The following is a 12,966-nucleotide window of genomic DNA, read 5'->3' as shown; positions in this document are numbered from 1 at the left end:
GCCGTCGTTCCCCCGTTCGGGTACGTGTCCTTGGCGACGTGGGAACACCGCACCCGGCGGGCTGTGCGATCGTTTCCCGGTGACCCTGCGCATCGAATCCACCTGGAGTGAGGAGCTGCGGGCGCTGTTCGTCTGGCGCCGGATCCGCAACCGGATGCGGGCCGTGCTGCGCAGCGCGCTGGTCACGTTCGTGGTGCTCACCCTGACGCTGTGGCTGATGCCCGGGGTGGCCAGCGCCGACATCCTCGACACGCTCAACCTGGTGATCCTGGTCGCCGTGGTCGGCGCGGTGCTGCGCCCGCTGCTGCTGGTCGGCATCACCGCGCTGGGCGGGTGGGGCGCGATGCTGTTCGGCGTGGTGGCCCAGGTGGTGGTCATCGTGGTCGCCTTCGAGCTCGACCCGGGCGACCACGTCAGCGGCCTGCCCACGCTGGTGGTGGCGGCGATCCTGGCGGTGGTGTTCGCGGCCATCCTCGACTGGATGGCGGACAGCGGCTCCGACGACACCTTCGTCAAGGAGGCCAAGCGCCTCATGCGCGGCGTGCGGCGGCGACAGGGCCGGCGCTTCCGGTTCCCCACGCTGCGGCGGCCGCGGCCCGGCACCGAGCCCGGCATGCTGATCGTGCAGCTCGACGGGGTGGCCGAGCCGGTGCTGCGCTGGGCGGTGCGGGCCGGCAATCTGCCGACCATCGGGCACTGGCTGCGGTCCGGCAGCCATGCGCTGTGCGGCTGGCACACCGGCCTGCCGTCGACCACCCCGGCGTCCCAGGCCGGCATCCTGCACGGCGCCTCCGCGCAGATCCCGGGCTTCCGCTGGTACGAGAAGGACACCGGCCGGCTGATGGTGTCCAACCGGCCCCGCGACGCGGCGGTGATCGAGCAGCGGCTCAGCAACGGGCGCGGGTTGCTCGTCGACGGGGGCGTGAGCATCGGCAACGCGTTCAGCGGCGACGCCACCACCAACCTGCTGACGGTCAGCCACGCCGCGTTGCCCGGGCGCTCGGCGCGGGGCTGGGCCGCGTTCATGGCTTCGCCGTACGGCTTCACGCGGGCGCTCGTACTCGGAGTCGGTGAGGTGCTGACCGAGCTGCACCAGGCTCGCCTGCAGCGGCGCCGCAACCTGGTGCCCCGGGTCAGCCGATCCGGCGCCTTCCTCGCGCTGCGCCCGGCCTCGATGCTGCTGCGCGACGTGAACATCTCGCTGATCGCCGAGCAGATGGCCCGCGGCGCCCCGGTGATCTATTGCGACCTGGTCGACTACGACGAGGTGGCGCACCACGCCGGCCCGGCTCGGCCGGAGTCGATGCGCCAGCTGGAGAGCCTCGACCGGATGCTCGGCGTGCTCGAGCGGCTGGCGCCCGAGGCGGCCCGGCACTACCACCTGGTGGTGCTCTCCGACCACGGGCAGAGCCAGGGCGCCACCTTCCGGCAGCGCTGGGGCGAGACGCTCGACGAGGTGGTGAACCGCTTCGCCGCGCCGGACGTGGCGGACGCGCCCTCCTCGCCGGCCGAGCAGGAGGCGACCGCCGAGCCCGAGTTCCCGGTGGCCCCGCTCGCGCCGCTGCTCGTGGTCTCCTCCGGCAACCTGGCGCTGATCTATCTGACCCGCTCGAAGACCCGCGAGACCCGCGAGTCCATCACCGAGGCCTACCCGCGGCTGATCACCGGACTGGCCGCGCACCCCGGCGTCGGGCTGGTCGTGGTGCAGGACGAGGACGGCCCGGTCGCGCTCGGCACCGCGGGCAGCCACCGGCTCCGGGACGGCTTCGTCGTGGGCGAGGACCCGCTTGTTCCGTACGGGCCGCAGGCCGCCGCCGACCTGCTGCGCCACCAGGAGACCACGCACGTCGGCGACCTGGTGCTGATCAGCGCCGTGGACGCCAAGTTGGAGGAGGTGGCGGCGTTCGAGGAACTGGTCGGCTCGCACGGCGGGCTGGGCGGCTGGCAGACCGAAGCGATGCTGGTGCACCCGAGCGACTGGCCGCGGACCGGCGACGAACTGCTCGGCTCCGACGCCGTGCACCGCCAGCTGGTCGCCTGGCTGGTCATGCTCGGACTGCGTGCCGACCGGGCCGCGCTGACCGCCGATGACCCGGTGCACCTGAGCGATCTTCCCCGCGCGTCGGCGCGACTTTCGGAGAGCCGGAACAGTTAATGGGAGGGTGCGATTCCTCCGACTTGTCTGTCTTGTCCTCCTGCTGACCGTCGCGCTGCCCGCCCCCGCCCGGGCCGTCACGACCCTGCCGCAGACCGCGCCACAGTTCAACGGCAGCGTGTACGCGATCGCCTACCGCGGCAGCGTGGTCTATGTCGGCGGGTCCTTCACCAGCGTGGTGTCCGGTGGCCGCACCTTCGAGCGGCAGCGGCTGGCCGCGTTCGACGGGCGCACCGGGGCGATCCTGAGCTGGAATCCGGCCGCCGACCGGACCGTGCGGGCGCTGGCCGTGGCCGGGTCGTCGGTCTACGCCGGCGGCGACTTCGGGCACGTCTCCGGCGCGCGGCGGGACAACCTGGTCAAGCTGGACGCGGGCACCGGCGCGGTGGCGGCCTTCAAGCACGCCGTGTCGGGCGCGCCGTACGCCCTGACCGTGGCCGGCTCACGGCTCCTGGTAGCCGGCAGCTTCTTCGCGATCGACGGCAGCAAGCGCGGCAACCTGGCGGCCTTCTCGCTGGCCACGGACGCGCTGGACGGCGGCTGGCGGCCGAGCGCCGACGACTCGGTGCACAGCATCGCCGCGTACGGGTCGCGAATCTATCTCGGCGGCACCTTCCACCAGATCAACGGCGCCAGCCGGACGCTGCGCGTGGCGGCGGTGTCGGCCGCCAACGGTGCGGTCGACGGCGGCTTCCGGCCGACCGCTCCCGCGCAGGTCAACTCGCTGACCGTGGACGCCACCGGGGTCTACGGCGCCACCGGTGGGCAGGGCGGCCGGGCGATCGCGTGGACCACCGGCGGCCGGGTGCGCTGGCAGCGGCTGTTCGACGGGGATGCGACGGCGATCGCGCGACTGGGCGGGGTCACGTACCTCGGTGGGCATTTCGATCGGGGTTGCCTGACGCTCTCCAACGGTGCGCAGGGCACCTGCACCGACGGGTCGGTGCCGCGGGTCAAGCTGGCGGCGATCGACGGTTCCGGGCGGCTGACCTCGTGGGCGCCGCAGGCCAACGGCGTGATCGGCGTGCGGGCGCTGGCGGTCGACCCGACCCGCGCGGCGCTCACCGCGGGCGGCGACTTCACCGAGATGAGCGGTCAGGTGCGCAGGCGTCTCGCCCTGTTCTCATAGACCCGCTGGCTGATCGCCCAATAACGCGCCGGGGTCAGCCGGGCCAGCAGGTCGGCGGCCTTGGCGGTCTTGGTGATCACCAGGCGCGGGCGGCGCTCCTGCACGGCCAGCACGATCTGCCGGGCGGCCTCCTCGGGCGGCAGGGTGAGCGCCGCCTCGGCGAACCGGCGAGCCTCCTCGGCCTGCTTGCCGTCCGGGTCGGGGCCGCTCCGGCGGGAATTGTTGACGATGTTGGTGCGGATGCCGCCGGGATGCACCACGGTCACGCCGACGTCCCGGCCGACCAGCTCGTGGCGCAGCGCCTCGGTGAACCCGCGCACGGCGAACTTGCTGGTCACATAGGCCACCTGCCCCGGCGGCGCGATCAGTCCGAACAGGCTCGAGATGTTCACCAGGTGCGTGCCGGGCCGGGACAGCAGCTGCGGCAGGAACGCCTTGGTCAGCCGGATCACCGCGTGCAGGTTGATCTCCAACAGCCAGTCGACGTCGGCCATGCTGTTCTGCTCGAACGTCCCGCCCAGCGTCACACCCGCGTTGTTGATCAGCAGGTCGACGCCGCCGTGCCGCTCCTTGACGGCGGCCGCCAGGTCTTCGCGGTCGCCGCCGTCGGACAGGTCGATCGTGTGCTCCTCGACCTCGGGCGCGCCGACCTCCCGCGCCATCGCGGCCACCGTCTTCAGACCGGCCGTGTCCCGGTCGACGAGCACCAGGATCGCCTTGCGCCGGGCCAGTTCCAGGGCCAGCGCCGCACCGATCCCGCTGGCCGCGCCGGTCACCACACAAATCCGCCCGCCGAACGCGAACCGTCTCATCCGCTCATTATGTTGGCTCTCTAAGCCGGTTCCGCGGTCACCAGCGGGATCAGTTCGGAGAGGCTGCCGATCCGCACATCCCCGTCCAGCCCGCGCAACGCCGCGGTGCGCGCTCCGGCCGCCCGCGCCGCGACCAGTCCCACCTCGGCGTCTTCAACCACAAGACAATCCTCCGGGGGTACGCCGAGGAGCCCGGCCGCCTTCAGATAGCCCTCCGGGCTGGGCTTGCCGGCGGAGATGTCATCCGTGGTGACGAGCACCTTGGGGCTGATGCCGGCAGCTTCCAGGCGGGCCCGGGCGAGCCGGCCGTCCGCGCTGGTGACCACCGCCCAGGGCGTGCCGCGAGCATCGAGCGCGGCGATCAGCTCGTGCGCGCCCGGGGTGGCGGCAACGTCGGCCAGATCGTCATATTGCAGCTCCAACTGCCGGGCGACGGCGACCATGGTGGCGGCTTCGTCAAGATCGGGCCGAAGCCGCCGGACGGTGGGCTCGCTGGGGCTCCCATGCGCCATCGCGATGGCGTTCCGCGCATCGACACCGTGTTCGGCGGCCCAGGTGGTCCAGGCCCGCTCCACAGCACCATCAGACCCGACCAGTGTCCCGTCCATGTCGAACAAGACGGCCGCAAGCTCCATAACCACCACGTAACGCCTCCACTGGGCCGGCACAGTCGATCTCGCCAGTGTCGTACCCGAGGTTCCGATCCACCGAGAGGAAAGCGCCAACATGACGAAGGACACCACCTGATCCCCGACGTCCGGTCCCTCCCCAGCCATCGGCGACGCCCGCCGTTGCTGTCGTTGGGTTCGGGCGCGACCGCTTCCTCCCACCCACACCTTTCGTGGCTGGCGGCGAGAGGGCGGTCAGCGGAGCGGGTGGGTGGTTTCGATACTTCCTCTCGTCGGCCATGCCCCGCTGTCCTGGAGGAAGCAAAGCCGCTCTGCTTCCCCTGAGGGAGCAAAGCCGCTCTGCTTCCCCTGAGGGAGCAAAGCCGCTCTGCTTCCCCTGAGGGAGCAAAGCCGCTCTGCTTCCCCTGAGGGAGCAGAGCGGCTTTCGGCCGCTTGCATTCGGTCGATCGGTCAGCGCGTCGTGCGACGGGCCCGGGTCGCAGGCACTCCAGCACCGGCTGCCGTCTTGCGTGCCGCGGTCCGGACGGCGGCCGCTTTGCTCGCGTTCAGCTGCTCGGGCGCCGGGTCCGCGGCAGGCGTCCGGGTGCGCCTCGAGGCGGCAGTTCCCGCCCGCGCAGCCGTAGCCTTCGCCGCCGTCGCCCGTGCGGTCTGCCCGGCAGTCGCACCGCCGGCGGGAGCAGCGGCCTTCGAGGCCGGAGTCGCGGAGGTACCTCTCGCCCGCCTGGCAGTCGCGTTAGCGGCGGTAGTCCGCGCAGCGCTCCCGCTAGCCGGCGCCGCAGCGGTGTCATCCGCCGTGGTCTCGGCGGAGCTCTTCACATCATCCGCGTCTCCACCAGGCGCAGGCTTCGCCAAGCCGTTGGAACTCGCCGACGCCCGATCGCGTTCCTTCTCGCGTCGCACCAGATCGGCGAGCAACGCCTTGTCATAGCGACCTTCCGCGGCAGACGCCTTGGCCTCCGTCTTGTCGGCTTTCGCCAGCGCCTTCTTGCGCTGCTGGGAAAGGCGTGTGCGTTCCTTGGCGGCGTTCTTCAGCACGCGCTTGAGGCGAGTCGCCTCGGCTTCGGCGTTCCGCAGAGCGCGAGTCTGTTGCTTCTTCAGGTCGGCGTTCGTCTGCAGCCGGGCATCCAGCTCGGTGACGCCCGCCCTGGCCTGTTCCGCGGCGACCCCGGCTTGAGCCGCCTTCTCGCGACGACGTTCAAGGGCGTTCCCACGTCCCATATCGGCGGGTGCGGTCACAGTCATCACTCCTTCCGTCACTAAGAGCCCTACCCCTGAGCAGCCCCGCAAACCATCACAGCACCGCCAACCCCATCCCAACCCCAAGACGCGAATCCAAAGAAGCCCAGCGCACCGCCGCCCAACAAATCGGGCTCTGCTGCGGCCGTCCGCCGGTGCCCGTCAGCCGCATGATGCACAGGCAGGCCGGGCGGACCCGGCAAGGACAGCCAGGACTCGCACTGAAAGCGGTCAGACCCCGCGCCCCGCAGGCGTAATCCGCCCGCGGCCCTTTGCTCTGCACACATATACGCAACACCCTGGACGCCGGGGCCGGGGCCGGGTGCAAGCGGCAGTCCCACCGCCCGATGCCCTGCCGCTGATGCCTTCATCGCCTGCCGCTCACGCCGTCTGTCGTTCACGCCGCCTGTCGCTTTTCGCGCACGCCGCCTGCCGTTCATGCCGCCATTTGTTCGGTCTGACGCCAGCCCGTCGCTGCATGCCGCCCTGGCCCGCCGATCCTTCAACGCCTGCGGCCGGTTGCGTTGGTCGGAGCCGATCCCTCATCGGCTGCCGTGCGCAAGGCGCACACAGCGGTACCGTTTTCATACAGCCTCGCGGGAAGCTCAACGGTGGCTGAGCAGCCGCGACATCAAAGTGAAGGAATCCGGCGCGCGCCGGGGTGACGCGTATTTCTCCCATGAGCAAGGCGGGGCAGCACCAAAGTGTTGCGTATATGTGTGCAGAGCAAGCCCACCGGCGCGGGAGAGGCTAAGCGGCCGGCGGGCTAGACGTGGACGCCGGCGGCCCGGAGACCGATGCCGCGGGCAGCGGGTCCTCCTCAGCATCCGGCTCTCCGGCGGTGGCCTCCTTCGCCCGGCGCCGCCGGATGTGCCGCACATGCAGAACCACATACCCAGCGATGGCGAGCACCACCAAGGCGATCGCCCACCACTTGTAGCGGTGGGCGCTCTCGATGATCTCGATCAGGTGGGTGCCCAGCAGGTACGACACCGTCACCCACCAGCCCACCCACAGCGCCGCGCCGATGGCGTTGTACAGCAGGAAGGCGCGCCACGGCATGGCCGTGATGCCGGCGATCACGCCGTTCAGCTGGCGCAGGCCGTCGATGAAGCGGGCGACCACGACGATGCGGTTGCCGCGCCGGGCGAAGAACTTCTCCGCTCGCTCCAGGCGCTTCGGGGTGATGAACACGTACTTTCCGAAGCGGTGCACGACCCGGCGGCCGCCGCGCACGCCGATCCAATAGCCGACGTTGTCGCCGAGCACTGCCGCGACGAAAGCCACCGCTGCCACGCCGAAGACGTTCAGCCGCCCGGCGCCCGCATAGATGGCCGCGGCCACCATGATCGTCTGGCCGGGGGCGGGCACGCCGAAGCTTTCCACGCCGATCACTCCGGCGACCGCGAGGTAGCCCCAGCGGTTGAGGATCGGTTCGACGCTCGCGAGGAACCCGGGCAGCTCGGTTGAAGGTGGCATCGCTCCACACGGTAGCCGCCGCGGCAATTCTCGAACTCAGATCCGCGGGGACACGTCCGGCTGATCCTTCGTGAGGTGCAGCAACCAATTGACCCCGCCGGTGTGGATCAGCGCGTACCGCCGGCTCCGGTTTTGACCGTGCAGTGTGAAGACGAAACGTTTCGCGTTGCGGTCGTCCTGCTCCCACCAACCGATGTCGGCGATCGACTTGTTCTCGTCGGTATAGGTCAAATGCTCAAGATCATGATCCGGTACGGCCACCGCGAGCCGATTGCGCGAAGGATCGGTCGGCAACCCCCGTGGCACCGCCCAGCTCCGCAGCACGCCGTCCTCCTCGAGCCGAAGATCGAAGTGCGGCCGCGGCTTGCGGTGGTCGTGCAGCACGAACGATGGCCGGTCGGTCATGCGGGACATCCTCCCCGAGGAAGCGGCGATAAGCTGGAGAGTGGGCACACATCAGGAGTTCTTCCAGCGTTACATCCAGGCCGGCGCGATCCGGCGCGACTCGGCCGCGGTCGCCGCGATGTTCACCGAGGACGGCGTCTTCGAAACGCCGCTGACCGGCGAGCGGTGGACCGGCCGCGACGAAATCGCGGGTTACCAGGCACCGGCCCGGCCGCCGGGCACGTTAAATCTGCAGCGCACCCGTTTCGTGCTGCACGAGACCGCCGACCCCGACGTGTTCATCGCCGAGATCGACACGGCGTTCGACACCGACGACGGCCCGGCCACGTTCCCGCTGGTCCAGATCTTCCGCCTCCGCGACGGACAGATCGCACTTCTGCGGGACTACTTCCCACCGGGTTAGGGTCGCGGCATGGTCCTCGATCTTGATCGCGTCCGATCGGCCTATCCCGCGCTCGCCGAGGGCTTCGCGCACTTCGACGGCGCGGGCGGCACCCTGTGCGCCGAGCCGGTCGCCGCCGCGGTCGCTCAGGTCATGCGATCCGCCGTGTCGAATCGCGGGACCGCTTTCGAGCCGGCCCGCCGCTCCGGCGAGATCGTGGCGGCGGCCCGGGCGGCGGTCGCGGACCTGGTCGGCGGCGATCCCGGTGGTGTGGTCTTCGGCCCCAGCGCCACGGCGCTGACCTATCTGGTGGCCCGCACGATGGCCCGCGACTGGGCGCCCGGCGACGAGGTCGTGGTGTCCCGCCTCGACCACGACGCCAACGTGCGGCCGTGGGTGCAGGCCGCCGAGTCGGCCGGCGCCACCGTGCGCTGGGCCGACGTCGACGTCGCCACCGGCGCGCTCCCGGTCGGGCAATACTCGGGGCTGATCACCGAACGCACCCGTCTGGTCGCGGTGACCGGCGCGAGCAACGCGATCGGCACGGTGCCCGCGGTGCCGGAGATCGCGGCCCGCGCGCACGCGGCCGGCGCGCTGGTCTTCGTGGACGGCGTGCATGCCACCGCGCACCGGTTCGTCGACGTCGCGGCGCTTGGCGCGGACTTCTACGCGACCAGCGCCTACAAGTGGTCCGGCCCGCACTACGCGGCCGTGGTCGCCGATCCGGCGGTGTGGGAGACGCTGCGGCCGGTCAAGCTGGTGCCGTCCCCGGCGCATGTGCCGGATCGGTTCGAGTTCGGCACGCTGAGCTTCGAACTGCTGGCCGGCGTCACCGCGGCCGTCGATCACCTGGCCGGGCTCGCCGCCTCGGAAAGCCGGGACCGGCGGCAGCGGCTGGCCGCGAGCATGGCCGCCGCCGCCGAGCATGAGGACCGCCTGGCCGGGCGGCTGATCGAGGGGCTCGGCCGGATCACCGGCGCGACGGTCTGCCCGGCGCCGGCCGGCCGCTGCCCGACCGTCTCGTTCCGGATCGCCGGACAGGCACCCGCCGACACCGCGCGCATGCTCGGCGACCAGGGCATCTGCGTGTCCAACGGCGACTACTACGCGGCCGAATATTTCACCGCGGCCGGTCTGCGCGACACCGGCGGTGCGGTGCGCGCGAGCATCTACCACTACAACACCGAGCATGAGGTCGAACAGCTGCTCGACCGGCTGGCGTGAATCGCGGCAAGGGCGCCCTGGCGGCGCTGGCGCTGGGCACGTTCGCGCTCGGCATCACCGAGTTCGTGATCACCGGCCTGCTGCCGGACATCGCCACCTCACTCGGTGTGTCGATCCCGCGGGCCGGCCTGCTGATCTCCGGGTACGCCCTGAGCGTGGTGATCGGCGGTCCGATCGTCACCGCCCTGGTGGCGAAGCGCGGCCGCAAACCGGTGCTGGTCGCGCTGCTGGGCCTCTTCATCGTCGGCAACGTGATGTCGGCTCTCGCCGAGACCTACGCGCTGATGCTGGCCGGCCGGGTGGTCGCGGCGCTGTGTCACGGCGCGTTCATCGGCTTCGCCACCATCGTGGCCGGTGACCTGGTCGGGCCCGAGCGCCGCAACGCCGCGATCGCGACCATGCTCAGCGGCCTGACCATCGCCAACGTGGCCGGCGTGCCGCTGGGCACCTGGCTCGGTCAGGCCTTCAGCTGGCCCGTGACGTTCTGGGCGATGGCCGCCCTGGGTCTGGTCGCCGCCGTGGCCACCGCGGTCGCGGTGCCGGCGAGCAGGGGCGACGCCCCACCGGTACGCGAGCAGCTCGCCGCCTTCCGCAGCCGGCGCGTGTGGCTCGCCCTGCTGGCCACCGCGCTCGCCTTCGGCGCGGTCTACGCCCCGTTCACGTTCGTCGCGCCGCTGCTGGTGGACGTCGCCGGGTTCCGGCCGGGCGCCCTGCCCTGGCTGCTCGCGCTCTTCGGGTGCGGGCTGGTGGCGGGCAACGTGATCGGGGCGCGTGCCGCGGACCGCGACCTGTTCCGCACGCTGCTCGTCGCGTCCGCCGCCATGCTTGTCGTGCTGGTCGCGTTCGCGTGGACCTCGCGTGCGCCGCTGCCTGCCGCGATCACCCTGTTCGTGCTGGGCGTGGTCGCCTATGCCACCGTGCCGGGCCTGACCACCAACGTCGTGCTGAGCGCCGGCGGCGACGGGCAGAATCTGCTCGCCTCGTCGTCGGCGGTGTCCGCGTTCAACCTCGGCAACGCGGCGGGGGCCTATCTGGCCTCGGTGGCGATCACCGCGGGCTGGGGATACGCGGCCACGCCGCTGGTCGGCGCGGCCATGGAGGCGGCCGCGCTGGTGGTGATCGCGCTGCTCTACCTGCGGTCGCGTCAGCGCTCGACGATCGCGTAGCTGTGCGCCTCGACCCGCTGTCCGGCGAACTCGGCCGGCTCGTCGGCGGTGTTCAGGCAGACCAGCAGCGCCCGGTTGCCGTCGGTGGCCTCATAGGCGTACTGCTCGTTGGCCAGGTGGATCTGGCGGGTGCGGGCGCGGTGCAGCCAGGCGTGCCGGCGGCGCAGCCCGATCAGCTCCTGGTGCAGCTGATAGATCGGCCGGCCGAAGGGCGCGAGCTGGTCGGGGCTCGCCGGGAACGGCGGCCGCACCGCGTCGTCGCCGTGCTCGCGGTCCTCCTTGACGCCGGTGAAGCCCTGCTCATCGCCCGCATAGACACTCGGCGTGCCGCCCACGGTCATCAGCACGGCCAGCGCGAGGGACAGGTCGCGTTCGTCGGTCAGCTGGCTGGCGATCCGGGTCACGTCGTGGTTGCCGACGAAGGTCAGCGGCACGAACGACGACAGGAAGTCGTTGTGCCGCCCGAGCGCATGGTCCAGCTCATAGAAGTTGCCCTCGTTGAGCGAGCTCCAGATCGCCTTCCACAGTTCATATTGCGTGACCGAGTCCATCGTGGACCCGGCCACGAACTGCGCATAGTCGCCGTGGATGACCTCGCCGACGAAATACGCCCCGGGATGGCGTTCCCGCACTCTCGGCAAGACCTTGGCCCAGAACTCGACCGGTACGCCGTACGCAACGTCCAGGCGCCAGCCGTCCGCACCGCGCCCGAGCCAGTGGCTCATCGCCTCGACCACCAGGTCCGCGACGGCCGGCTCGTCGTGGTTGAGCGCGACCAGGGCGTCGTGCCCCTCGAAGTTGTCATATTCCGGCCCCGGCCAGCGCAGCCGGAACCAGCCGGCGGTCGGCGCGTCGGGGCCCTGTTCGAGCACCGCCTGGAAGGCCGGATGGTCCCGCCCGACGTGGTTGAACACGCCGTCCAGCAGCACCCGCAGCCCCCGGTCGTGCGCGGCCTTCACCAGCGCGTCGAAGTCCGCGTCGTCGCCCAGCCGCGGGTCGACGCGGAAGTGGTCGACGGTGTCGTAGCCGTGCGTCTCGCTGGCGAAGATCGGGCCCAGCGCCAGGCCGGACGCGCCGAGCTCGATCGCGTAGTCCAGCCAGTCACCGATGCGGCGCAGCCGATGACCGTCCAGATCCTCGTCCCGGGCCGGCCACGCGCCGGTGAACCCCAGGGGATAGACCTGCCACCACACGGCATGCCGGACCCACTCCGCTTCGTCCATGTGCTCCGTTTTACCCGAACCGGGCCCGGGATACGCTCGGCCGATGATCCTGGTCAGTGGCGCGACGGGAAATATCGGCTCGGAACTGCTCGGTCTGCTGCCCGAAGCGCGGCCTTTGGTGCGTGACGCGGCCCGTGCGCCGGCCGGCCGCGAGCCGGTGATCGGCGACCTGACCAGCCCCGATGCCATCCCGTTCGACGGCGTGCACGCGCTCTATCTGATGCCGGGCTATCCGGGCGTGGCGGAGGCGGCGGCCGCGGCCGGTGTCACCCGCATCGTGCTGCTCACCGGCAGCTCGGCCGAGGGCGGCCACCGCACCGACGCGCTGTCCAGCTACATGATCGAGTCCGAGCGGGCGGTGCACGCCGCCGGTCCGGAGTGGACGATCCTGCGGCCCAGCTCGTTCATGTCGAACGTGCTGCGCTGGATGCCGCAGGTGCGGGCCGGCGACCGGGTCGAGGTGCCGTTCCCGTCGGTGCCGGTGGCGCTGATCGACCCGCTGGACATCGCGGCGATGGCGGCCGCGGCGCTGACCGGCGACGGCCACGCCGGCCAGACCTATCGGATCACCGGGCCGGAGGCGCTGCTGCCGGCCGACCAGGTGCGGATCATGGGCGAGGTGCTGGGCCGCGACCTGACCGCGGTCGGGCTCAGCGATGAGGAGACCCGCCGCCAGATGGACGCCACCCTGCCCAAGCCGTACGCCGACGCGTTCTACAGCTTCTTCGCCGAGGGCAAGCTGGACGAGTCGGTGGTGACGCCGACCGTGCCCGAGGTGCTCGGCCGACCGGCCCGCACCTTGCGGCAGTGGGCCGACGCTCACCTGTCGTAGACACACGAACGGCCGGTCCGAGGACCGGCCGCCCGCGGCGGGGGAACATCAGATCGTGTCGGTCGCCAGGTGCGCGCGCAGCTTGGTGAGCGCCTTGGTCAGCAGCCGGGAGACGTGCATCTGCGAGATGCCGACCTGGTCGGCGATCTGCGACTGGGTCAGGTTGCCGTAGAAGCGCAGGGTGAGGATCTTCTGCTCGCGCTCGTCGAGGGTGGCGAGGGCGGGGCCGAGGGCGACCCGGGTTTCGGCGACCTCGAACTCGGAGTCCTCGCCGCCGAGGGTGTCGCCGAGTTC

Annotated in this window: 13 protein-coding genes; 6 read left to right on the top strand and 7 right to left on the bottom strand. The window is 71.3% G+C overall.

Annotation, left to right across the window (positions count from 1 at the left end):
* Nucleotides 1-79 precede the first annotated feature (79 nt).
* Nucleotides 80-2,155, top strand: a complete 2,076-nt coding sequence (locus ACZ6TI_RS16625; RefSeq protein ID WP_465345930.1) for an alkaline phosphatase family protein — start codon at nucleotides 80-82, stop codon at nucleotides 2,153-2,155.
* Between the two features lie 7 nt (nucleotides 2,156-2,162).
* Nucleotides 2,163-3,284, top strand: a complete 1,122-nt coding sequence (locus tag ACZ6TI_RS16620; protein WP_465345929.1) for a PQQ-binding-like beta-propeller repeat protein — start codon at nucleotides 2,163-2,165, stop codon at nucleotides 3,282-3,284.
* On the opposite strand, the gene ACZ6TI_RS16615 is transcribed toward ACZ6TI_RS16620, so the two are convergent.
* The 5 genes from ACZ6TI_RS16615 to ACZ6TI_RS16595 all read right to left on the bottom strand — a co-directional run bounded on the left by ACZ6TI_RS16615 (nucleotide 3,251) and on the right by ACZ6TI_RS16595 (nucleotide 7,845).
* Nucleotides 3,251-4,096 (bottom strand): SDR family NAD(P)-dependent oxidoreductase, encoded by an 846-nt coding sequence (locus ACZ6TI_RS16615; RefSeq protein WP_465345928.1) that lies wholly within the window; start codon nucleotides 4,094-4,096, stop codon nucleotides 3,251-3,253. The genes ACZ6TI_RS16620 and ACZ6TI_RS16615 overlap by 34 nt on opposite strands.
* Nucleotides 4,097-4,116: 20 nt before the next feature.
* Nucleotides 4,117-4,731, bottom strand: a complete 615-nt coding sequence (locus ACZ6TI_RS16610) for an HAD-IA family hydrolase (protein WP_465345927.1) — start codon at nucleotides 4,729-4,731, stop codon at nucleotides 4,117-4,119.
* A 444-nt stretch (nucleotides 4,732-5,175) separates the two neighbouring features.
* Nucleotides 5,176-5,961 carry a hypothetical protein gene (locus ACZ6TI_RS16605; protein WP_465345926.1) on the bottom strand — a complete coding sequence of 262 codons (786 nt, stop codon included), beginning with the start codon at nucleotides 5,959-5,961 and terminating at the stop codon, nucleotides 5,176-5,178.
* Nucleotides 5,962-6,711: 750 nt separating this feature from the next.
* A complete protein-coding gene (locus ACZ6TI_RS16600; protein WP_465345925.1) occupies nucleotides 6,712-7,440 on the bottom strand; it encodes a DedA family protein in 729 nt (242 codons plus the stop codon).
* A gap of 36 nt (nucleotides 7,441-7,476) precedes the next feature.
* Nucleotides 7,477-7,845: a DNA polymerase ligase N-terminal domain-containing protein gene (locus tag ACZ6TI_RS16595; protein ID WP_465345924.1), complete on the bottom strand. Its 369-nt coding sequence runs from the start codon at nucleotides 7,843-7,845 to the stop codon at nucleotides 7,477-7,479.
* Between the two features lie 40 nt (nucleotides 7,846-7,885).
* Between ACZ6TI_RS16595 and ACZ6TI_RS16590 the strand changes: the two genes are divergently transcribed.
* The 3 genes from ACZ6TI_RS16590 to ACZ6TI_RS16580 are packed head-to-tail and all read left to right on the top strand — an operon-like array spanning nucleotide 7,886 to nucleotide 10,617.
* Nucleotides 7,886-8,248, top strand: coding sequence for a nuclear transport factor 2 family protein (locus ACZ6TI_RS16590; protein WP_465345923.1), 363 nt, complete (start codon nucleotides 7,886-7,888; stop codon nucleotides 8,246-8,248).
* Nucleotides 8,249-8,257: 9 nt separating this feature from the next.
* Nucleotides 8,258-9,451: a cysteine desulfurase-like protein gene (locus ACZ6TI_RS16585; protein WP_465345922.1), complete on the top strand. Its 1,194-nt coding sequence runs from the start codon at nucleotides 8,258-8,260 to the stop codon at nucleotides 9,449-9,451.
* The gene (locus ACZ6TI_RS16580) at nucleotides 9,448-10,617 is read left to right on the top strand and encodes an MFS transporter (protein ID WP_465345921.1); all 1,170 of its coding nucleotides are present in this window, start codon (nucleotides 9,448-9,450) and stop codon (nucleotides 10,615-10,617) included. The genes ACZ6TI_RS16585 and ACZ6TI_RS16580 overlap by 4 nt, the downstream gene beginning before the upstream one ends.
* Here ACZ6TI_RS16580 and ACZ6TI_RS16575 read toward each other — a convergent pair.
* Nucleotides 10,596-11,840, bottom strand: a complete 1,245-nt coding sequence (locus ACZ6TI_RS16575) for an alpha-amylase family protein (RefSeq protein WP_465345920.1) — start codon at nucleotides 11,838-11,840, stop codon at nucleotides 10,596-10,598. The genes ACZ6TI_RS16580 and ACZ6TI_RS16575 overlap by 22 nt on opposite strands.
* Nucleotides 11,841-11,883: 43 nt before the next feature.
* Here ACZ6TI_RS16575 and ACZ6TI_RS16570 point away from each other — a divergent pair, with 43 nt between their 5' ends.
* Nucleotides 11,884-12,672 (top strand): NAD(P)H-binding protein, encoded by a 789-nt coding sequence (locus ACZ6TI_RS16570; protein ID WP_465345919.1) that lies wholly within the window; start codon nucleotides 11,884-11,886, stop codon nucleotides 12,670-12,672.
* A 48-nt stretch (nucleotides 12,673-12,720) separates the two neighbouring features.
* On the opposite strand, the gene ACZ6TI_RS16565 is transcribed toward ACZ6TI_RS16570, so the two are convergent.
* Nucleotides 12,721-12,966 (bottom strand): sigma-70 family RNA polymerase sigma factor (locus ACZ6TI_RS16565; protein WP_465345918.1); only part of this gene is annotated, 246 nt, incomplete at its 5' end.

Source organism: Actinoplanes sp. NPDC051388 (genome assembly GCF_055586225.1).
The sequence above is the reverse complement of the archived record's forward strand: the minus strand, read 5'-3'. Positions and strand labels throughout refer to the sequence as shown.

Excerpts from the sequence above, each read along its gene's own strand:
- ACZ6TI_RS16615 (WP_465345928.1), bottom strand. The coding sequence starts at position 4,096 with ATGAGACGGTTCGCGTTCGGCGGGCGGATTTGTGTGGTGACCGGCGCG.
- ACZ6TI_RS16610 (WP_465345927.1), bottom strand. The coding sequence starts at position 4,731 with ATGGAGCTTGCGGCCGTCTTGTTCGACATGGACGGGACACTGGTCGGG.
- ACZ6TI_RS16600 (WP_465345925.1), bottom strand. The coding sequence starts at position 7,440 with ATGCCACCTTCAACCGAGCTGCCCGGGTTCCTCGCGAGCGTCGAACCG.
- ACZ6TI_RS16595 (WP_465345924.1), bottom strand. The coding sequence starts at position 7,845 with ATGACCGACCGGCCATCGTTCGTGCTGCACGACCACCGCAAGCCGCGG.
- ACZ6TI_RS16585 (WP_465345922.1), top strand. The coding sequence starts at position 8,258 with ATGGTCCTCGATCTTGATCGCGTCCGATCGGCCTATCCCGCGCTCGCC.
- ACZ6TI_RS16575 (WP_465345920.1), bottom strand. The coding sequence starts at position 11,840 with ATGGACGAAGCGGAGTGGGTCCGGCATGCCGTGTGGTGGCAGGTCTAT.
- ACZ6TI_RS16570 (WP_465345919.1), top strand. The coding sequence starts at position 11,884 with ATGATCCTGGTCAGTGGCGCGACGGGAAATATCGGCTCGGAACTGCTC.